General features: G+C 50.1%; 19 protein-coding genes and 2 tRNA genes. 8 read left to right on the forward strand and 13 right to left on the reverse strand.

Going from position 1 to position 21099, the window contains the following annotated elements; translation table 11 throughout:
- Positions 1–1094, forward strand: a 1094-nt coding sequence (locus tag F7B33_RS06320) for a nicotinate phosphoribosyltransferase (protein WP_297073848.1), incomplete at its 5' end; no start/stop codon positions are given.
- A 68-nt stretch (positions 1095–1162) separates the two neighbouring features.
- Here the strand turns inward: F7B33_RS06320 and F7B33_RS06325 are convergent.
- The 4 genes from F7B33_RS06325 to F7B33_RS06340 form a co-directional block, all read right to left on the reverse strand.
- Positions 1163–1366, reverse strand: coding sequence for a ferredoxin (locus F7B33_RS06325; protein WP_297066444.1), 204 nt, complete (start codon positions 1364–1366; stop codon positions 1163–1165).
- Between the two features lie 131 nt (positions 1367–1497).
- Complete coding sequence (locus tag F7B33_RS06330) at positions 1498–2031, reverse strand: metal-sulfur cluster assembly factor (protein WP_297073861.1); 534 nt, start codon at positions 2029–2031, stop codon at positions 1498–1500.
- A gap of 60 nt (positions 2032–2091) precedes the next feature.
- A complete protein-coding gene (locus F7B33_RS06335) occupies positions 2092–2829 on the reverse strand; it encodes an ATPase (protein ID WP_297073850.1) in 738 nt (245 codons plus the stop codon).
- Positions 2830–2905: 76 nt separating this feature from the next.
- Entirely contained in the window at positions 2906–3781 is an 876-nt protein-coding gene (locus tag F7B33_RS06340) for a hypothetical protein (protein ID WP_297073851.1), read from the reverse strand.
- 117 nt (positions 3782–3898) lie between these two features.
- Here F7B33_RS06340 and bpsA point away from each other — a divergent pair, with 117 nt between their 5' ends.
- Positions 3899–4954 carry a N(4)-bis(aminopropyl)spermidine synthase gene (bpsA, locus tag F7B33_RS06345; protein ID WP_297073852.1) on the forward strand — a complete coding sequence of 352 codons (1056 nt, stop codon included), beginning with the start codon at positions 3899–3901 and terminating at the stop codon, positions 4952–4954.
- Between the two features lie 5 nt (positions 4955–4959).
- On the opposite strand, the gene F7B33_RS06350 is transcribed toward bpsA, so the two are convergent.
- From F7B33_RS06350 to F7B33_RS06365, 4 genes are all read right to left on the reverse strand, one after another.
- The gene (locus F7B33_RS06350) at positions 4960–6696 is read right to left on the reverse strand and encodes a prenyltransferase/squalene oxidase repeat-containing protein (RefSeq protein WP_297062701.1); all 1737 of its coding nucleotides are present in this window, start codon (positions 6694–6696) and stop codon (positions 4960–4962) included.
- Between the two features lie 42 nt (positions 6697–6738).
- Positions 6739–8802, reverse strand: coding sequence for a S8 family serine peptidase (locus tag F7B33_RS06355; protein WP_297062699.1), 2064 nt, complete (start codon positions 8800–8802; stop codon positions 6739–6741).
- A gap of 275 nt (positions 8803–9077) precedes the next feature.
- The gene (locus F7B33_RS06360) at positions 9078–10898 is read right to left on the reverse strand and encodes an aldehyde ferredoxin oxidoreductase family protein (protein ID WP_297062696.1); all 1821 of its coding nucleotides are present in this window, start codon (positions 10896–10898) and stop codon (positions 9078–9080) included.
- A 110-nt stretch (positions 10899–11008) separates the two neighbouring features.
- A complete protein-coding gene (locus F7B33_RS06365) occupies positions 11009–12133 on the reverse strand; it encodes a tungsten cofactor oxidoreductase radical SAM maturase (RefSeq protein WP_297062694.1) in 1125 nt (374 codons plus the stop codon).
- Between the two features lie 111 nt (positions 12134–12244).
- Between F7B33_RS06365 and F7B33_RS06370 the strand changes: the two genes are divergently transcribed.
- Positions 12245–12322, forward strand: a tRNA-Lys gene (locus F7B33_RS06370).
- 1020 nt (positions 12323–13342) lie between these two features.
- Here the strand turns inward: F7B33_RS06370 and F7B33_RS06375 are convergent.
- A tRNA-Arg gene (locus F7B33_RS06375) sits at positions 13343–13420 on the reverse strand.
- A 94-nt stretch (positions 13421–13514) separates the two neighbouring features.
- Between F7B33_RS06375 and F7B33_RS06380 the strand changes: the two genes are divergently transcribed.
- Genes F7B33_RS06380 through F7B33_RS06390 form a run of 3 tightly spaced genes read left to right on the forward strand, consistent with a single transcriptional unit; the run spans position 13515 to position 15201 of the window.
- A complete protein-coding gene (locus F7B33_RS06380) occupies positions 13515–13880 on the forward strand; it encodes a BlaI/MecI/CopY family transcriptional regulator (RefSeq protein ID WP_297065821.1) in 366 nt (121 codons plus the stop codon).
- Positions 13881–13886: 6 nt separating this feature from the next.
- The gene (locus F7B33_RS06385; protein WP_297065798.1) at positions 13887–14666 is read left to right on the forward strand and encodes a M48 family metallopeptidase; all 780 of its coding nucleotides are present in this window, start codon (positions 13887–13889) and stop codon (positions 14664–14666) included.
- Between the two features lies 1 nt (position 14667).
- On the forward strand, positions 14668–15201 hold the full coding sequence (locus F7B33_RS06390) for a cytidine/deoxycytidylate deaminase family protein (protein WP_297065801.1): 534 nt from the start codon (positions 14668–14670) through the stop codon (positions 15199–15201).
- Here the strand turns inward: F7B33_RS06390 and F7B33_RS06395 are convergent.
- Positions 15194–15562: a DUF2304 family protein gene (locus F7B33_RS06395; RefSeq protein ID WP_297073862.1), complete on the reverse strand. Its 369-nt coding sequence runs from the start codon at positions 15560–15562 to the stop codon at positions 15194–15196. The genes F7B33_RS06390 and F7B33_RS06395 overlap by 8 nt on opposite strands.
- 5 nt (positions 15563–15567) lie before the next feature.
- Positions 15568–16890, reverse strand: a complete 1323-nt coding sequence (locus F7B33_RS06400; RefSeq protein WP_297065804.1) for an HAD-IA family hydrolase — start codon at positions 16888–16890, stop codon at positions 15568–15570.
- 53 nt (positions 16891–16943) lie between these two features.
- On the opposite strand from F7B33_RS06400, the gene F7B33_RS06405 reads away from it, so the two are divergent.
- Positions 16944–17840, forward strand: a complete 897-nt coding sequence (locus F7B33_RS06405; protein ID WP_297073864.1) for a glycosyltransferase 4 family protein — start codon at positions 16944–16946, stop codon at positions 17838–17840.
- Here the strand turns inward: F7B33_RS06405 and cas6 are convergent.
- Positions 17797–18546, reverse strand: coding sequence for a CRISPR-associated endoribonuclease Cas6 (cas6, locus tag F7B33_RS06410; RefSeq protein WP_297073853.1), 750 nt, complete (start codon positions 18544–18546; stop codon positions 17797–17799). The two genes, F7B33_RS06405 and cas6, sit on opposite strands and share 44 nt — an antisense overlap.
- A 209-nt stretch (positions 18547–18755) precedes the next feature.
- On the opposite strand from cas6, the gene F7B33_RS06415 reads away from it, so the two are divergent.
- Positions 18756–19946, forward strand: a complete 1191-nt coding sequence (locus F7B33_RS06415) for a proteasome-activating nucleotidase (protein WP_297065811.1) — start codon at positions 18756–18758, stop codon at positions 19944–19946.
- Here the strand turns inward: F7B33_RS06415 and F7B33_RS06420 are convergent.
- The gene (locus F7B33_RS06420; RefSeq protein WP_297065830.1) at positions 19933–21042 is read right to left on the reverse strand and encodes an MFS transporter; all 1110 of its coding nucleotides are present in this window, start codon (positions 21040–21042) and stop codon (positions 19933–19935) included. The two genes, F7B33_RS06415 and F7B33_RS06420, sit on opposite strands and share 14 nt — an antisense overlap.
- Positions 21043–21099: the final 57 nt, after the last annotated feature.

The following is a 21099-nucleotide window of genomic DNA, read 5'->3' on the forward strand; positions in this document are numbered from 1 at the left end:
AAATCCTCACCGAAAAAGGAATCCACAGGAAGGTTTTCGCCGACGTGACTACAACAAGCCTCCCCCACGGCTGGAAGTGGGGTGTTTTAGCGGGAATAGAGGAGGTCGCAAAGCTCCTCGAGGGCCTTCCTGTCAACGTCTACGCGATGCCAGAGGGAACTATCTTTCACCCCTACGAACCGGTTCTCCAGATAGAGGGCTTTTACGAGGAGTTCGGGGTGTATGAGACGGCTTTACTTGGAATGCTCAGCCAGGCGAGTGGAATATCAACTTCGGCCCTAAGGATTAAGATTGCAGCGAACTTCAAGCCGGTTTACTCCTTTGGCATAAGGCACATGCATCCAGCAATAGCCCCGATGATTGACCGCTCCGCCTTCATAGGCGGTTGTGATGGGGTTTCCGGCGTTCTTGGAGCCGAGATGATTGGCGAGAAGCCCGTTGGAACCATGCCCCACGCACTGATTCTCACGGTTGGCGACCAAGTTAAGGCCTGGAAATATTTTGACGAGGTCGTTGAGCCCGAAGTTCCTAGAACGGCTTTAGTTGATACCCTCTGCGACGAGAAGTTCGAGGCGTTGATGGCGGCCGAGGCCCTCAGTGAAAGGCTCAGCGCGGTCCGCTTAGACACACCCGGCTCAAGGAGGGGGAACTTCCGAAAAATCATAGAGGAAGTCCGCTGGGAGCTCAATTTGAGGGGCTACGACTGGGTGAAGATACTCGTCTCAGGTGGCCTAAACGAGGAAAGCATAAGGGAGATAGTTGACGTTGCAGATGCCTTTGGAGTTGGCTCTGCCATAGCGAGTGCGAAACCCGTGGATTTCTCCCTCGATATAGTGGAGGTCGAAGGGAAGCCGATAACGAAGCGTGGAAAACTCAGTGGAAGGAAGCAGGTTTACCGCTGTGAGAACGGCCACTACCACCTCGTTCCGGCGGATAAAAAGCTTGAACGCTGTCCAGTCTGCGGGGCGAAGGTTGAACCCCTTCTTAAACCACTCATAAAGAACGGAGAAATCGTGGGAGAACTGCCAAAGGCGAGGGAGATAAGGGAGTACGTCCTTGAGCAGGCCCAGAAATTAAACCTGGGTCTCGAATGAACTTATTCCTCTTTTATGTCTCTTTAGTTTCCCAGAAAAGCTTCACAGGGAAGATAAAAGAGAGGCCTTCAGGCCTCCTCAATGCTGATAGCGCTAACAGGGCAGGCCTCCATGGCCTCCTTGGCGCAGTTGTAGAGGTTCTCGTCCTCGATGACCTCGACAACCGGCTGGGCTTTTCCATCGTCACCCATCTCGAAGACGTCCGGGCAGAGGCTAGCACAGATGGCGTCACCAATGCAGGTGTCCTTGTCGACGGTAACCTTCCACGCCATGGCACATCACCGGGTTTAAGTGGGTTCGGACGAATATAAACTTTTCGTTTCTAAAACTGGCGGTTTGAAACGATAATCTGTAGAAAGGGAAGCGAAAGAAGGCGATGATGAACAGAAAAAGTCAGGACTGGTCAGTAAAGGCCCAGCTTTTTCTTGTACTCCGGGCTTATCCTATCTGGTGTCCACGGCGGGTCAAAGGTAAGCTCTATTTCCGCGTCCTTAACCCCGGGAATTTCAAGGATTTTGTCCTCAACTGCCCTGAGAATCCACATCGTCATTGGACAACCTGGTGTCGTCATCGTCATCTTGACGTAAACCGTGTTGTCGGGCCTTATCTGAAGGTCATAGATAAGGCCGAGGTTGACTACATCCAATCCAATCTCCGGGTCAATGACCTCCTTGAGCTTCTCAAGGATGAGTTCCTTCGTGAGCTGGACGTTCTCTCCAGTATCCTGAACCTCCCTCTCGCGGTTTACCGTTATCAATCCCACACCCTCAAGTTTTCCGAGCTCGGAGTGGAGCTTTATGAGAGTGTTGTCCAGGTCGGGGGTGTCCTTTGCGAGGGTTACCGTAACGTTGCCCTTCTCATCGACCTCGATTGAGCGAATGAACTTCTCGTCAACGACGGACTTCACAACCTTCTCAACCTCTTCCTTTGTGACCATCCTCACCACCGGCTTAGGTTAAAAACTACACATTTAAACCTTTTGGGTCAGAATTGTGAACTATCTGGAGAGGACGTCTCTCATCAGTTCAACGGCCATCTTAGGAGTTAAGGCTCTCGCCCTTGTCTCGCGGAGAATCCTTTGAAGGGCCAGCCTCTTCGTTGAAGGCGCCCTCCTGAAGAGTTCCCAGAGCAGAGGGCAGCCAAAGCTCAGCTCGTACTTTCCGCCGATTATCTCGATAATCTCCTCTTTATCGAGGGCAAGAAAAGCGGGGAGGTTCAACATTACGAGTTCCCCCTTTTTGTAAATGGAGATTAAGCCCGAGCTCAGCATGTCTCCAGTTGCAAGGATTTTTGCACCCAGTTCCTTTGCCTTTTGTTCAACAGCTTCCATAACCATCGAATGACAGCGACCGCATATGGGTGCTCCTTTTTCAATGAGCTCTCCCATGGTCTCTTCGTAATCCGGCACCTCTACAAGTATCGCGTTCTGGGAACGAACCTTTTTGAGAGTCTTTTCACTCATTTGGGGCAGTTTGGCCGTTATAGGAACTACCTCAAAGCCGGCCCAGCGGAGTATCTTTAGGGTTGCCGTGCTGTCGGAGCCGGCCGAGAATGCAACGGCAACCTTAACCTCAAGGGGGATCCTTTCAAACTCCCTTCCTTCAAGGCGGTATAAAATGAGTGCTTTCAGCCTTGAATAAGCTTCCTCGCCAATCTCTCCCCTGACCCGTTCAAGGGCTTCAATGTTGTAACGGAGGCGATACCCTTTGACTTGATCATTGATTGGAACCAGCATTCAGACCTCCTCCAAGGTTAGCTTTTCCAGAAGTTCAGGGTAGGTGTAGGTGGTATCTTGGTTAATTCCCCTGAAGCTATACTCCCACAGTCGTATGCCAGGAACCCTCTTGATGTTTCTTTTGAAAGAACGGGCTATCAAAATCCCCCCCAACGGTCTCAGGACCACTCTCCAATATATACCTCCCCAACTGTCCCAGCTCAGTGTTACCCGCACTACTCATCTTTACCTCGATGAGAATCTTTGGGACAATCCCAACGGGGTGTTTGGGCTTTATTAACAGATCCACATGGCCTGAGGGTAGGGCTTTCTCGCCAAGGACTTCAAAATCTTCAGGATTACCCTCCAAGCCGAAGGTTTCTAGCACGTTCCTCATGAATCCCCTCTCCAATGCCTTCCTCAACAGGGATTGAAGTATGACCTCACGCATTGGGAACACTTCAGGTGGGTTCACTAGGTCCTTAGAAAACGCTATCTTCGGCGTGAATGGAATTCCCTCATGCGCTAGTTTCTCGAATTCACCTTCCGATGGATTTCCCATGACGGAAACGTTGTGCAGGGTAACTTTGTCTGCCTGGAAATGAGTTTTTCTGTAGCCCCCTCTAAGAAGAAGGTTTTCCGCTATGTATGCGAATTCCGGCCTTACCATGGACTCGGATAGCTGGCGTATGGGCCTGAGCAGAAGTCTAAAGGGAAAAGAGTATTCCCTTCCAGAGGGTAGTTTTATTGGCCTCCATGGTCCAATTTCATCCGAGTTTTTAATCGCCACCTTATCCTCAACCTGATACAGGTTGTAAACCCTTGCCCCGTGGAGAAATGAAACATAATCACCGATTTCAATATCCACAAAGGCCCAGTATCCATTAATGCTCCCTGTAAATCCTGCCAGGTTCGTCTCGATGCATTTTTTAAGGTTCTCTTTGGTTGCAACGGCAACGAGGAAGTACGCCATTTTTACCCCTCTTCACTTTTCAGTTGGGGGTTAAAACTTTCACGCCCCCGGGAAAACCTTAAAAGAGGCCCTTCCTAACCCCGCTTACGAACCAAAAATCCTTCTGGAGGGAGGGAAATGAAGGAGATAATTGAGAGGGTTAGGAACAAGACGAGCATCCCCGTTTATGAAAGGACCATAGAAAACGTTCTGTCAGCGATACTGGCGAGCAGCGACGTCTGGAGGATAGTTGACCTCAGCGAGGAGCCACTTCCACTTGTCGTTGCCGTTATCGAGGCCCTTCACGAGATGGGCTACCTGACCTTTGAGGGCTCGAACGTTGTGCTTACTGAGAGTGGAAAGAAACTAGTCGAGAAATACGGGATAGGGGCGAGAAAGGACTACACCTGCTCCCACTGCCAGGGCAAGACTGTTGAGCTTTCAGCCTTCAGAGATTTGCTCGAGGAATTCAAGGAAATCGTCAAGGACAGGCCCCAGCCGAAGCACGACTTCGACCAGGCCTACGTTACGCCGGAAACCACAGTTGCCAGGGTTGCATTAATGCACAGTAGGGGCGACCTCGAGAACAAGGAGGTCTTCGTTCTTGGAGACGATGACCTGACGAGCATCGCCTTAATGCTCTCGGGCCTGCCTAAGAGGATAGCGGTTCTTGACATAGACGAGAGGCTCATGAAGTTCATCGAAAAGACGGCAGACGAGCTCGGTTACTCCGACATCGAGATATTCACCTTCGACCTCCGCGAGCCCCTTCCGGAATATGCTCTCCACAAGTTTGACACCTTTATTACAGACCCGCCTGAAACGGTTCCAGCGATAAGGGCCTTCGTCGGCAGGGGCATAGCGACGCTGAAGGGGCCAGGCTGCGCCGGCTACTTCGGCATAACGAGGAGGGAAAGCTCCCTCGACAAGTGGCGCGAGATTCAAAAGCTGCTCCTCAACGAGTTCGGGGTTGTTATAACCGACATAATCAGGAACTTCAATGAGTACGTCAACTGGGGCTATGAAGAGGAGACGCGCGCCTGGAGGCTCCTTCCCGTTAAGGTCAAACCCTCCTATAACTGGTACAAGAGCTACATGTTCAGGATTCAGACGCTTGAAGGCTCGAAGGGCTTTGAGGAGAAAATAGAAATTGGAGACGAGCTTTACAACGATGAGGAAGCCTCGACAACATGACGTTTTCAGCGTTTCTTCCTATTTCTTCTGCTAAGGACAACTCCGAGAGACACTACAACCACAACAAGCACGGCAACTATGTAGACAAGGTATATTCCTCCAATCGTTGCTTTCTGGTTCTCCACCAGCGGTTTTTTCCAGGGACTCGTTGCTTTAAAGCCCTCGACAGGGGTCGCGTTCACCAAGAGCGGATGCTTTGTTGGGTATATTAGTATGTAGCCGTCTAATCCCCCAATTTTGGCACTGGCAGTTACGTTCTCAACAAGAGTTCCGTCCTTTATCAGAAGGAATGTTGCGTTTTTCATTGTAACAATGCTGTTTTTTATCTTTGGTTTGGAGATGTTCACGTAGAAAACGTTCCTCAGAAAGTCATATCCCCTCTTGTATGTGGTAGTATTTGAAAGTCCCACCTCAAGGAGGGCCCTGAGTACCTCCGCAGTGGTCTTGATGTTGTCAGGGGCACCCGCTGTATAACCCCATGCACCAGTCGGATTCTGGCGTTTCTTTATTATCTCAAAAGTTTCATTAAACGCCTCGGTATAGTTGAACCTACGAAAATCAACAAGTGCGTAGGCATAGTAGTAGTTTGGATACTTGTCGGTCAAGTTCGAGGAAAGCCAGTTGAGGATTGGCGTGTAGTTGACCTCAACCTTAAGGGTGGAGAGAACCCATACTATATATGCCGTATTAAAAAAGTTGCCCCAGTGATTCCCGCTCTCGTTCTTAAGCAGGTACTCAACTTCTCTCTCGTAGGGCCTTCCGAGGAGGTAGTTTATCCTTGCTATCTCCGCAACCATCCACGGTTTGAGCTTCTTAAGGTTCAGGTTCGACAGGTCAACGCTGGTGTTACATTCCACATAGTACTTCGCCAGAACAACGGTCTCCCATTCGAATTTTGGCTTAACCTTTAACATATAAGGACACGCCAGTGGTTTTAGGTCGGAAAACCCGGGAAGCAGGGCAGTTTCTAACATGTCCGGTGGCTGATACTTTAGAGTTCCCCAGTAGCCGAAATGAACCGATTTCAGCAATTCTTTTTCATATTTCTCGTTCCCGGTGGAGTACAGGAGAAGGGCAATGGAGGCAGGGTCGTTAAGTGTTGAGTTGATTTCAACGTTTTCCCCGGTTAGGTAGGCCAATGCAAAGGCCTTGTAGAGAGCATTCACTCCCGTTGCCTCAACGTTTTTAAGGTCTTTTACATCGCCCAACGCCATGTATCCAAAAATCTTATCCATTGTCGTCTTTGGACTGTGGGTTTGGAGATAATAGAGCCCGTTGTTTATTGCTTTCTCAACAGGGAGCCATGAATACTTGAAATCCGCGTATTCTTTTAGCGCAATTACTGCTAGGGCCGTGTCAGTATAATCCCCAAAGGAGCCGTCGTCCTTCTGTTTGTACATCAGCCAATAGATTCCCTGGTGGATTGTTCTGTTGAAGAGACCCCGGGCTATTGACTCTCCCCTCATGAGTGCCATTAATGCGAGAGCTGTGTATTTCGCCTGGGGAGCCATTCCATAGCGATACGCCCATGCTCCCTCTGGAGTTTTAAGCATCATCAACCAGGTATCTGCCTCCAGAACATACTTGTATTCGTGAACCTTGTACAGTGCAATCGCTGAGAGCGCAGTTGCTGGGATGGTGGGGGTAAACACGTACGGCACTTCATCACCTTTGACGGGATGAGCATAAAAGAGCGGTAGAACCAAGAGTGTAACCAGAAGAACCGCTATAACCTTTTTCATTTCAACACCTCCAAATGGAAAAAGAAGAGGGAGTTAAAAACTTCAGCCATAGTATATCTTAACCTGGAGGAAGTAGTTTGCCGACCAGTAGTAGGTGCTGTAGGCGTAGACCACGAAGTACCATGTTCCGGGCTGTGGGTTGTTGTAGCTTACGTATTCGTTTGAGCTTGACGTTGTTGAGCTCGTAACGAGGTTCTGGTTCGGGTCATAGAGATAGAGGTCGAGGTCATCATAGCTGCTTCCATAGAGGTAACCCTCAATCTTGGTTGCACCGCTGTCAACGGTGACTGTGTCAACGACGTAGCTTCCGTAGTTCACGGTTCCGGTGAAGTTCTTAACGACTACTGTTGGATTGGACGGGGTTGTTGGGGTGCTTGGTGTTGTGTTGGTGTTGTTGGTTGGTGTCGTAGTGTTGCTCGGAGTGCTCGGGGTGCTTGGCTGGCTTGGAGTGCTTGAGGAGCCTTCTGTCACCGTTCCACCCTCGTCGAGAATCTCAAGGTTGTAGTTGGCACTTCCTGAATAGCTGACGATTAGGAAGTACCAAGTTCCAGGAGTGGGGTTCCTGTAGGCAACCTTTTCAAATCCGTAGTAGCCAGTGTTTGAGTAGTCAACGAGCTGGCCGTTCGGGTCGTACATGTAAAGATCAAGGTCGGCCTGTGGGTTGTCCCAGGTTAGGAGGGCGGCTATCCTAGTGGTTCCACTGCTGATGGTAACCTCCTTAGTCACGTTCTGCTTGTCGGCGAGATAGCCGGTTATAACGACCTTTGAGTCCTGGTCATAGTTCAGGGCCTCGTAGACGTTTATCCTACCCGCACCGTAGGCGATGCCCGCTATGGCGCTGGCGTTAACAACGTCTGCAGTTATCTCAAGGACGTGCTTAATCTTATCGGGAGTCCAGTCTGGGTGGGCTTCCCTAAGGAGTGCAACAGCACCGCTAACGTGTGGAGTAGCCATGCTCGTTCCAGGGGCGGCGACGTAGTACTGTCCAACGAGCTCGTCGGTTAGCTGGGTTCCGGCGGCCCTGTCAGAGATAATCCAGTTGCCCGGAGCGACGACTTCGGGCTTGAGCCTGCCGTCAGCGGTCGGTCCCCTGCTGGAGAAGCTTGTTATGACATCGTTCTTGTCAACAGCTCCAACGGTTATCACATCGGGAGCAGCAGCCGGAGAGCCTATGGTGTAAGTGTCAGGCCCACTGTTTCCAGCGGCAACACAGACAACAATTCCATCTTCCCAAGCCTTGTCAACTTCCTGGCTGAGGGCGTCAGTTCCGTCGGAGCTCTGGCTTGAACCGAGTGAGAGGTTAATAACGCTTATGTTGTACTCATCTTTGTGCTGTATAACCCAATCAACACCCGCTATTATAGTGGAAACTGAACCGCTACCGTCAGCGCCGAGAACCTTAACGCCAACGAGCTTGGCGCCGGGTGCAACACCCTTGTATTTTCCATCGCTGGCGGCACCGGTGCTGGCTATTATTCCGGCAACGTGGGTTCCGTGACCGTTATCATCGTAGGGAGTAGTCTTGTTGTTAACGAAGTCCTTCCATCCAATAACTTTTCCCTGAAGATCCGGGTGGGAGCCGTCAATACCAGTGTCGATGACGGCAACGACAACACCACTTCCATCGTATCCAACGTTCCAAACCTCGGGGGCTGATATCTGGGCGGTGGATTCATCGAGTCCCTCAAGGTCGACCTGAACCTGAACTTTGTAGTCGTCCTGTATGAACTGTATTCCCTGCACGCTAAGACCGCTTATAATGCCTGCATCTGAAAGACCACCGAGAACCAGAAGATACTTGACTGGTATCGTGATTGCAACGGCTGGAATGGCATGATAGTTATACTTTATCTTTGCTCCAAGGAACTTAAGGATTGGCAGAGCTTTGTTTTTGTCAGCCTGACTATTGAATACTATGATGGTACTGATTTCCTTGTTTGGGTTCATTCCCTGGACTTTCTGGAAGAGTTTCGGAGTTAGTAGTCCGTAGTTCTTTGGGGTATGCGTTGCAAGATGCGAGTTGCCCCCTACTGATGCAGCAGCTGCGAAACCAAATGTCATGCCAACGAGGAGCACAGCCAACAAAATGGCCTTAACTTCCTTCATTGCAGTACCCTCCTGAATTCATTCATTCTTTTCAGGCATAAAGCCCTCATCAGAGAGCACTTTTGGACAGCAATGCTATATAAGGATTTCGGTATTTAATCAAAATATTGCATATATCCTCAAAGTGTTGTTTATCTTTAGAAATATTTACTTTGAACATCGGAGAATTGTTGGATTTCTAACATCGTAAAAGTGGACAGTTTGGTTCATTTCCATATCCCAAAATCCGACAGTCAGATTGGGGTAAATATGAGAAAAGAGAAAAACAACAAGACTCACTCAAGCTCATCAAGGCCGAGCTCCTTGAGCTTCTCCTCGGGAATCCTTCCATCCTCAGTCCAGCCGCGGAACTTGTAGTACCTCGGAAGCATGAGGTGTAACCTTACCACGTGACCCTTGTTCGGTCCGTTCCTGACAGGTTCTTCAAGGAGCCTCTTCGGGAGTGTGTCTTCCTTAAGCGGGTCAAGGCCGGCCTTGAGGTTGAATAATCTTTCTGCGTTCCAGATGCGCTCGCCTATCTTGAGGTACTCCTCGGTCGAGAGGTCCCAACCGAGAGCTGCGTTGAGCATGTCACGATAGTCGTCTGCCCCAAGACCGAAGGTCGTGAAAACACAGAGTCCAGCGGCGTCGATGAGGGCAGTAAGGTCCTGGAAGAGTATGACCATCTTGACCTTCTCATCGCTTATGTCATGCGGGTCCATCTTGTATGGATAGCCAAGAATCTCGGGGCTTATCATGTACTGCTTGATGTGACAGCCACCGCGGTTGTTGGTGGCATAGCCGAGACCGTGTCCCTCGGCTCCACGCGGGTCGTAAGCCGGAAGCTCCTGCTTTTTGACACCCATGAAGTACTCAACGCCGTTGTACATCTCGGCTAGGCGGTAGCCACCCTCAGCGAGCTTGTCTCCGAAGCCCTCTCTCTTGGCAATCTTCTCGATGTAGTAGTGGAGAACTTCAGTATTGCCCCACCTGAAGGGCGGAGCATCTTCACCTAGGTCCTCCTGCTTGAGGAGGCCCTTCTCGTAGAGCTCCATGGCAGTAGCTAGAGTTCCACCGAGGCTTATGGTGTCCATACCGTACTCATCGGCCATGTGGTTTGCCTCGATTATACTCGCGAGGTCGTTTATACCGTTGTTAGCTCCAAGCGCCCAGATGCTCTCGTATTCAGGCCCTTCTGTTATGCCGAGGGTTGGAAGCCTGTTGACCCTTCCACAACCGATTGGACAGGCGTAACAGGGCTTGTTCCTGACGAGGTACTTAGCGGCCATAGCCTCACCGCTCTGCTCCTCGGCGTATTCAAACTGGCTGTACTGGAAGTTTCTCGTCGGGTACAAACCGTTTTGGTTGATTATGTTCACGAGTACGGCCGTTCCATACTTGGGCAGTCCCCCACCCGCTGTCGGGTCGTTCCTGAGCTTGTCGGTCTTCTCCTTGACGACACTTGTGAACTTTGCTCTGTCCGCAACCTCAACGCGCTTGTGCCCGCGAACAACTATAGCCTTCAGCTTTTTGCTTCCCATTACGGCACCAACGCCTCCCCTTCCAGCGGCTCTGTGCTCGTCGTTCATTACAGCGGCGAAGCGAACGAGGTTCTCTCCAGCGGGGCCTATTAGCGCGACGCGAATCCTCTTATCACCGATTTCCTCCTTTAGGGCCTTTTCAGTTTCGCTCGAAGTCTTACCCCACAGGTGGCTCGCATCGCGGAGTTCGACGCTCTCATCGTTGATGTAGAGATACACCGGATGGTCAGAGGAGCCTTCGACTATTATAGCGTCCCAGCCGGCGAACTTTAGCTCGGCTCCAAAGAATCCACCGGAGTTCGCCATGGCTATGTAACCGGTCAACGGGCTCTTGGTTATGACCATGTACCTTCCACCGGTGGGTGCCGTCGTTCCTGTTAGAGGGCCTGTGGCATAAATTATCTTGTTTTCCGGGCTGAAGGGGTCAACGGTCGGGTCCATCTCCTTGAGGAGATAATAGATTCCGAAGCCCCTCGTTCCAAGCCATTTTCTGGCGAACTTCTCGTCGAAGTGCTCCTCCTTTATGGTTCCATCGGTCAAGTTTACTCTCAAAATCTTACCCCAATAGGCGTACATACTTCGATGCCTCCAGCTGTTGTGCGAATCATTTTTGTACATTGATGCTAATAAACTTGACGAAAGCAAAAAAGGGAACATAAATAGACAAGGTAAGTTATTCTGTTTAACTACCAGAAGCCCTTCATACCCTTCTCAGGGATAGGACAGAGCACTATCCGCCTCGACCACAGGCAATCCGCACAGCTGGGTGTGTTCCCCCAGCAGTCGTATTTGGTGTCTTGCACAAAGGAACAGGACTCGTTCAGTGGACAGTCTGTACAGCTCGGGTAGAGGGAGTTCTTGACGACGTAGCGGAACCAGCTATACTCCCTGCTCGTCCATATCTCGGCGAGGCTTTTCTCCCGGACGTTGCCAAAGGAATGCGCGTAAACCTTCTTCTCCCTGCCAAAGACTATCTCAGGGTAGGTGTGGAGGAAACGGTAGCAGGGAGCAACTTCTCCGTCCCACCTGACAACTGCAACTTTTTTGTCGACGAACTCGCACCTACGTTCCGTCCTCAGTGAGAACTCGGCTATCTTATGGAGGTAGCCGTGATATATGGCCTCAAGTTTGTCAACAATTGGCTTCATGTCAACGGAACCGTCGTAAACTATCAAATCAGCGTGCTCTTTGGTGATTGGAATTAGGTTTGAGATTAAGAGCGTATCAACCCCAAGGGAACCAACGTAGTGCGCTATTTTCGGTAACTCCTTGTAATTTTCCTTCGTTGCAACCACCTCAACGCCAATGTGCGGAACGTCGCTCCCGAGTTCCCGCTTGACCTCTTGGATTTTCCTTATGCGGGAGCTTGTGTAGTCTGGCTTTATGTGACCGATATCAACGGGTTGGGTCGGCACTGAATCTATTGAGAAGTAAATTAAGTCCAAACCCAGCTTTACAAGCTCCTCTATTCTCTTATCTGTTAACAAAAAGCCGTTTGTGCTTATTCCCAGGGCAAAACCGCGCTTCTTTACTTCCCTCGCCATGTCCATGAAGCGAGGGTGAACGGTGGGTTCGCCTATTCCGCCAAAGTATATCATCTCAAGCTCCGGAAGTTCCTCGGCATCGTCCAGTATCTTTAAAAACAGCTCCCATTCCATGTCCCCTTCCGGGTCGTCCCAGTACTGCTTGAAGCACATTTCACAGCGAAGGTTACAGCGGTTGGTTATCTCAATGTAGAGATACTTTATGTCGGGGTTCTTTGGGATGAGAACCTTGTAGTCAGACAAATCAAAAAGATGATGCTCCTCCATGCTAAACACCTGAGTTTATAACTCATAGTGATTCCCTTATAACAGTTAGTGGACAGGATTGGGTAGTTGGGATAAAGCTTATAAACACTCCTCCTGTTATCACCTCGGGGTGGGCCGGTAGCTCAGCCTGGTTAGAGCGCGGGGCTTTTAACCCCGTGGCCGCGGGTTCGAATCCCGCCCGGCCCGCCATCAGCCCTTGCAAAGCAAGCACTGGCGGAAAAGTAGTGCCTTTTTAAAGTGCCCATCTCTGAGGTAGGTTTCTTCGATGTCCCCCCCGGTTGTTAGTGTTTCTTTCTATTTCTTTCTAAACGACGTCAGGAGGTTGCCAGAAACAGGTTGAAACCGCTTGGGAAGGCTTCATTTAGTGTTAAACCTCGACTTGAATTGCCTCTAGTTAGTGCACGACTGGTTTTTTTTGCAGATTTGGTGAGAAGGAGCAATTTTTTCACCACCCTCTCCCAAAGGCTGAACGCGAAGTTTGGCCAAGTTTGGTGATTTTTGAGTGCTCTGTTCTTTTGTAAGTGTTTGCATTTCTGGATAGCCTTTTGAAGCATAGAATTTCCTATCAGGGAGCATTTGTGTTAGGTTTTGCAATTTCCCCGCGCTCCAAAGGAGCGCCTTTAATAAGTAAAATCATGACTAAAGGGGTTTTAAGGGTAAATTTTTACCCTAAAGGCATTATTTTAAAGTGCAAACTTCATGAAAGAGCACTAAAAGGGAATCACGAACTTTGATGAAGCTTTTTCTAAAAGTTTCACGCTGGCAGAAGATTTCTTACTCTATTATCCTTTGATAAGTATCTTAGCTCTAGAGAAGTTCCTAAAGGGCGTTGTTCCAAAGAAGAACTATCAAAAACAAGTAAGTGGGAGAATAAACTTCATTAAAACCTTCAATTCATCAAAAATAGCATTCTAACCTTGCTCGAACTTCGCACGGGCAAGCTTTAGGAAAGCTTGACCAAAGATAGCCCTTACCACTCAAAAGGGCAAAGATTAGCCGTGCACTACTCAAAAAGCAACTCAAGACAGAATTTATCACTAACTGAAACTCTTCAGGCAGTTTCAACTTTGTTTTTTTGGCGTCCGAAGAACGCCGTTTGCAAAGTGAAATACTCTGCAAGGAGTAAGTAAATTAGAAATCCACTCAGAAGACTGCAAATTTCAAAAAAGAACTTCACTTTTCCGCCAGTGCTTGCTTTGCAAGGGCTGATGGCGGGCCGGGCGGGATTCGAACCCGCGACCTTCGGCTCCGGAGGCCGACGCTCTATCCAGACTAAGCCACCGGCCCAACCCAAAATGAGTATTGAGAGTGACTTAAAAACCTTAACCCCTGCCAAAACACTTTTTAGGGCAAAGATAAGAGTACTAGTTAGGTGAGACGCATGGAGCCCCACGAGTTCAAGCTAACCGAGGAAGGCATCAAAGCCGTTCTCCCTCCCCTCGAGGCCGAAATAATGGAGCACATGTGGAAGGTCAAAGTTGCAACAGCAGGTCAGGTTTACGAGCATATGAAGCAGAAGCACCCTGAGATAAGGCGCTCCACCATAAGCATTCTGATGAACCGTCTCTGCGAAAAGGGACTCCTTAAGAGGAGTGTTGAGAAGGGCAGGGGTGGGATGAGATATGTATATTCAATAACAACGACCAGGGAAGAGTTCGAGCAGAAGGTCGTCCAGAGTATCCTCGACGCCCTGATGACAAATTTCAGAGAGGCAACCTACGCGTATCTCTCACGGATAAAGAAGTGATGAACAATGTTATACCTTATCCTCATAATTGAGGTCGTTCTTCTCCTTGAGGCTCTGCGAGACATCGGAATTATAACAACAGTGGGGGCAATGACTTTTCTCGGGATACTGTACATATGGGCAACGAAACACAAATTTGGTGAAAACCTTATTCCCCTAGAACGGGAAGAGATGCCTTGGCTTTACGATGGTATCGCGGAACTCTCCAGAAAGGCAAACATCCCAATGCCTCGGATTTATCTGCTCGACGACTACATACCCAACGCGTACTCCTTTGGGAATACCATAGTTCTATCTCTTGGCCTCTTCGAAGTTTTGGACGAGGAGGGGATACTAGCGGTTGCCGCCCACGAGCTTGGTCATATAAAGAACCGCGATACCAAGTGGTTCCCAATGGTGACCTACGGGAGATACCTAATGGCAATGACCACACTTGTGCTTCTTATTGCCGGAGCCGGGCCGATAAAAGTGGCAGCACTCACGCTGTATATAGCATATGAATTGTCCAGGAGTGACTTCATGAAAAAGAGGGAGTTCCTGGCAGATGAAACTGCACTGAGGCTACTGACAGTTCCCCTCAGCCTTAAGAAGGCCCTAGAGGAGCTTAAGTATTATGAAGATCTGAGAATGAAGGTGAAGGTCAGCGCCGTTCCGAGCATCGAGCCAAATATAGAGAGGGAAAAGCGCTTTACCTTTTTCACGGAAACACATCCAAGCTACGAGGAAAGAATTATACGAATAACATTTGAAATGAACAACCTAATGAGAATGAAGCGGGTGCAGTAACATGGGAATCGAGATTTATCTCGACAGGGAAAAGGCCGAGAGGATTAGAAGGATAAGACCCACTAAAGACGAATATTTCATGCTTATAGCTAAACTCGTCTCCCTCAGAGCAACGTGTCCAAGGCTTCGCGTTGGGGCCGTGGCTGTTAAGGACGGCTACATCTTGGCTACTGGCTACAACGGTGCACCAAGGGGAATGGACCACTGCATCGATGTCGGCTGTCTCATCGTTGACGGACACTGCCACAGAGCCGTCCACGCGGAACAGAACGTCATAGCAATGGCCGCAAGGAAGGGCATAAGCCTCGAAGGAGCAACGCTGTATGTTACCCATTTTCCCTGTGATACCTGCTTTAAGCTTCTGATAAACGCAGGCATAAAGGAGATTGTTTACGAGGAAATGTATCCAAACGAAGCAACGGAAATACTCCTCAGGGAAGCCCAAGAGAAAGGGATAGTAAAGATTAGGCAGTTCAAACTGCCAAAGGAGCGCGTTAGAGCGTTCCTCGAAGAGCTCTTCGGGGGGTTCATTTGAGCTTTTTCTCAATCTCTTCAAACCTCTCGTTTATTTCCTCAAGCTCGATGGCAACCTTTCTCGTGAGTTCCGTCATCTCGCGCTCGGTCCTGTCAACAGCTAAGTAAACCTTGAATATCATGAGATACGCTAGACCGATTGCAACGACGAAGAGGGCATCTAACCCACGGCCAAGGCCAAGTATATTTTTGATTTCGTTTGCAATCCTAACCGGGAAAAATGCAACGATGAACAGGCCAAGCAGAATTGCTTCCCAGAACAGGAAGTCCCCCCACTCAACTTCACTGTTCCTGTATTTGCCGAAGACATAAACCATGAGAATAACCACAACGACGAGGGTTATCATCTGGACTGCGTACATTTCCATCACCTCAACTTGTCGAAGAGAAGGTTGAGCGCTATCTTAACGCCCTCCAAAACGTTCGTCCCCTTTTTCATTGAATACTCGGTATAGACTGCCTTAATTGGCACCTCAACGATTCTACAGCCAGCCTTTGATGCCTCAATGATAATCTCACTCGACACGGCATAGCGGTCGCAGGTTATCCGTATCTTCCTCACGCAGTCACCGCTGAGGCACCTCAGCCCGCTCTGGCTGTCGCTGACGTATTTTCCGGCAAAAACAGCCGTAACCGCGTCGAGAACGAAGTTACCGAACTTCTTTATAAGGGGCATTTCGCTGGTATCGCCCTTAAGCCTCGAACCGACGGCAAAATCTGCCCTTCCTTCAGCGACTGGTTTCATGACGCGAATCGCATCGCCGATTAGGTGCTGTCCATCGGCGTCAAAGGTGAGGACAAGCCTCGCGTTTTTCCTTACCGCATAGGCAAAGCCAGTTCCAAGTGCACCGCCGAGCCCCCTGTTGACGAGGTGATTGAGAACGTGAACGCCGTAAGAGCGCGCTATTTCCTCCGTCCTGTCCCTTGAGCCATCGTTTACAACCACTATTTCCTCCCTCTTAAAGTATCTCAGGAGGTCCTCCAGAACGGAGCCGATAGTCTTTTCCTCGTTGTAGGCAGGAACAACGACATAGGTCGAGAGGAGCCTCTCAACGAGCTCCTTCAGGTGAATCAAGTTGACCACTTCAAAATGGGGTTCTGCCTTGACCTGAAAGCTCATCCTGCCGTGTTCATGCCCCGTAACAAGAACGCTGAGCGCGCCGAGCTCCCTAGCAGGGATAACGTCGTAGCCGTGGTCCCCAACGACGAGGATTTTTTCAGGAGGGACGTTCAGGGTTTCGAGAATTCTCTTCAGCTGGCCGGGGTTGGGTTTAAGCTCTTCAGCAGGAACGTCGTCCCTCGTTAATATTACATCGAAGTAATTGGACAGGCTATGACTTTCTAGGGCAATGAGAGTAGCTTTTCTGGAACTTCTAGTCATAAGGGCGAGCTTTATTCCTCTGCCTTGGAGGTAATCGAGGAGTTCAATAGCGCCATCGAACAGGAAGCTATCCTTTATTCTTTCCCCTTCTAACTCAACGAGAATTGAGTAGAACTCCTCGAAAGGTCTCCCAGTCTTTTGCGACAGTTCTATAAGACCCTCGTACATCGGCGTCAGCTCGCCTATTTCATCGGCCGGGATTCCAAGGGAGACAAGCCTTTCCCTAAGCTCTCTTTTAACTTCGCTGAAGGGCTTTTCAGCCCCAACAAGGGTTCCATCGAGGTCAAAAACAACCGCCCTGATGTCCATGCTACCACCGAAGGGTTTATTTTCGCTCCCACGTAGGGAAGCCGGTGTCAAGGATGATAGTGATGACTTCACTTATAGCTTTAATCCTTTCGCTCGCACTAACGGCGTACATAAAGGACGCGATGAAAAGGGCCGGAATCGTGGGTAGAGACATACACAAGCCCGAAAAGCCCAAGGTTCCCGAGATGGGAGGGTTAGCGATAGTTCTGACCGTCGGAATCCTTGGGGCGCTCGTGGGGTCAGATGCACTTGTGGTTTTTCTGCTCTTCGGTCTCGTTGGGGTCATTGACGACATAACAAACCTGAGACAGTCCCACAAAGTGGCCCTATCACTCCTCGTCTCAGTCCCGGTGGCGTTTTTAAACGTCGGAAGGAGCGTTGACTTTTTCGGATATTCACTAAACCTAGGCCTTCTCTACCCGATATTTGCCATGTTCTTCGTCACGGGTTCGGCAAATTTGGTTAACATGCTGGCCGGGTTCAACGGTCTCGAAGTTGGCACGAGTGCAATAATACTCGGATTCCTTGCACTCATCACGGAAGGAACCGCAAGGGAACTCGCGTTGATTGGCCTTGGAGCCTCCCTAGGCTTCCTTTGGTGGAACAGGTATCCGGCAAGGGTCTTTCCCGGTGACACAGGAACGCTCAGCCTTGGAGCCCTGATAGGCCTCGTTGGAATTCTCGGCAAGGTAGAGGTTTACACGGCAATCCTTCTGATTCCCCACTTTCTTGACTTCACGATAAAAGCCCTGAGCGTTCGCTTTGGCGTGAGGAAGCACGGGAGAACGGAAGTTTTGCCAGATGGAACTCTAAAAGCACCGCCGTATCCGAGCTTCCTTGGGAAGATAATGAAAATGGTCAGGGTCACAGAGCCGAAACTCGTGGCAATTGTCTGGGGAATAGAGTTTATTCTTGGCCTTCTCGTCTGGGCTCTGAGTCAATTACCTTAACCATTCCAAAGCCATACCTTGTTTTCTCTCCAAAGCCCGTCTCATAGCCGAACCTTGCCAGCTCCACTGAACCAGTGTAGCGGAACACCATGAGGGAACTCCTGAAATACGTGTCCCTGACAAGAATCCTTACCGGCTTGAATTTCAGAACCTCAAGCTTGAACTCCTTGTCCTCGGGCATGTGACCGTAGATTGCGGAATAGCGCATTAGCATTACCTTGCGAAGCTTGTCGAAGAACATTTCATCGCTGGGATAGAGGTCCCATATCTTCATCCTGCCATTGACGAACTTGACAGTTCTCACCATTATCGGACTTAAAGTCGAGAAGAGAACCTCGTTTTTGATTTCAGGTTCTTTGAGCACTTTAACATTATCGGCAATGAACGCGGCGTTTCCAATCTTGAGGAGAGGGTCATCGAGAAAACCTTCTGCTATAGCCTTAATGAGTTCTCCGGAGTGGGACGAGACGTACAGGGAGACATCATCAGAAAGGACTCTGATGCCAGCCTCTGGAAGGAGCTCCCTTCTACGGACCATTATCCTGGAGAAGGTAAAATAGTCCGCGTGGCTCGTCTCAACCTCGTGGGCAAGCTCCGGAGAGACCAGATATATCTTTTCGAGGATTTGAGTATAAACCTCGTAGTTATAGTTAAAGGGCAGTACCGTATCCTCCTCCGCAGGCCTGAGTTTGATTTCGATTCTCATTTCACCCCACCCCGGTTTCAACCGAGTAAAATTGGAATTCAGGGTTAATAAGAATTTCGTATGTTACACGTCGATTGAGTTACAACGCTAAAGAGTCACCAATACTCATTGGACAAGAATGAACACAAAGAGAGCATGAAAAAGGTGGAACACCCAACAAGGTTAAAAAGGCTATCGGTGATAATGACACAGTGACGAGGTGAGATAACATGAGCATAGAGGATGCAAACATGCATGAAAGTTACGATGACTACGTCACCTTCCTGAAGAGAAGGATTAGACAGCTCGAACTCCAGGTGAGAACCCTAGAGGCCGATAAGGAGAGACTTGAGAGGGAACTTTCGCGATTAAGGATGGAGATGTCGAGGCTCAGACAGCCCCCGGCCTTCGCGGGCAACGTTATCGAGGTTCTCGACGACGAGAGGGCGATAGTCCAGAACTACAACGGACCGCGCTTCGTTGTTAGAATCGCCCCTTGGATAGAGCGCGACAAGCTCAAGCCCGGTTCGAGAGTGGCCCTCGACCAGAGAACGATGGCCATAGTGGAACTCCTCCCAACAGAGAAGGACCCGAGCGTGCTCGGATTTGAGGTCATAGAGCGACCCAAAGTCACGTACGACGACATCGGGGGTCTTGAGAAGCAACTCCAGGAACTCAGGGAGGCCATAGAGCTTCCCCTCAAGCACCCTGAGCTCTTTGAAAAGGTTGGGATAGAGCCTCCGAAGGGCGTTCTCCTCTACGGTCCGCCGGGCTGTGGAAAGACCCTCATGGCAAAGGCCCTAGCGAGGGAAGTTAACGCCACCTTTATACGCGTAGTCGGTAGCGAACTCGTGAGGAAGTTCATCGGCGAGGGTGCCCGGTTGGTTCACGAGCTGTTTGAACTCGCCAAGGAGAAGGCTCCAACGATAATCTTCATAGACGAGATTGACGCCATAGGAGCGAAGAGAATGGACGAAACGACGGGTGGCGAGAGGGAAGTTAACAGAACCCTGATGCAACTCCTTGCTGAGATGGACGGCTTCGACCCGCGCGGAAACGTCAAGGTCATAGCCGCAACCAACAGACCCGACATACTCGACCCGGCTCTGCTGAGACCTGGAAGGTTTGACAGGCTCATAGAGGTTCCTCTCCCTGACTTCCGCGGAAGGCTTGAGATACTCAAGGTCCACACGAGGAAGATGAACCTGAAGGACGTTGACCTGCGCATTATAGCCGAGCTCACAGAGGGCGCGAGCGGAGCGGATTTAAAGGCGATAGCGACTGAGGCAGGAATGTTCGCAATCAGGGACAGGCGCGAGTACGTTACGCAGGACGACTTCCTCAAGGCAGTCGAGAAGGTCTTGGGAGCCGAGAAGAGACTCGCCCAGGCGATAGCGATGCACGAGGTCATGTACGGCTGACTCCCGTTTCTGTCCCCTTTATTATTACCTCGGCCAGAACGTAGAGAACCGCTATGGAGAAGAACGCTCCCCTGTAACCGAGCCTGTCTATCAGGTAGCCGGTGAAATAGGGCCCGACGGTAGCCCCAAAGAAGCCCACCATGTTAACGAATCCCATAACGGGGCCCAGGTTATCTCTCCCCGCGGTTTCGGCAGAGAAGGCTGTAACCATCGGCCCAACGGAGTAGAACGTCAGGCCGAGTATCAGAACCGGAACGAGACCTGGCCTTAAGGTAAGGAGCAATATGAAAACCCCATTGAAGAAGAATACGAACTCCAGCGCCCTTCTCCCGAGCCTGTCGTAGAGAAAACCTCCCGCGAGAGAACCGGCTACGCCGACTAAGGAGAGGAGGGAGAACAGAAAGGAAGCCCTTTCAACTCCCATTCCCCTATTGGTCAAGAATGCCACAAGAAACGTTAGAACTCCAAAAAAGGCCATGAGCGAGAGAAAGTTGGCAATGGCAAGGTTTATTGACCCAACTTCAATGGAAAGTCTCGCCCTTACTCGTTTCTCCTCAAGTTTTCTTAGGGATAAGAGGAGCAGAACCCCCACAGCCGAACTCAGGAGGGCCAGAACCGGAAAGGCGTAGCGCCATCCTAGGTTCAGGGCTATAGGCACGACAAGGAGTGGAACTATGCCGGAACCGAGGGGAGGGCCGAGCATGAAGACACCAAGGGCAGAGCCCTTCCTTCTGCCGTAGGTCTCGGCTATTAAAGCCGTCGCAGGGGCGTAGTAGAGACCGGAGAAAAAGCCGTAGAGAGCTCTGAAAGCCAAAAACTCCCAGTAACTCGATGAAAAGAAAAGCATCGCCGATGAGAGGGAATAGCCGAACACGCTCAGTGTGAGAAGCGTTCTCCTCCCAAAGCGGTCTCCAAGGTAACCGGCGGGAACCTGAACGATGGCGTAAGGAAGGAGCAACGCCGTCATCAAAAGACCGGCCTGAGCGTTCGTGAGATGGAACTCTGACTTAATCATGGGCAAGAGCGGAGAAACCACCATTCTGTGGGCGTAGTTGAAAATCCAGCCCAGCGTTATGAGCAGCAACTGGAGGAGCATAACTTCGATGAACAACTGAACGGTTAAAAATCTGTTGGACAAAGGTGCTCAACTAAG

The sequence above is a fragment of the Thermococcus sp. genome (assembly GCF_015523185.1).
Lineage (GTDB): Archaea > Methanobacteriota_B > Thermococci > Thermococcales > Thermococcaceae > Thermococcus.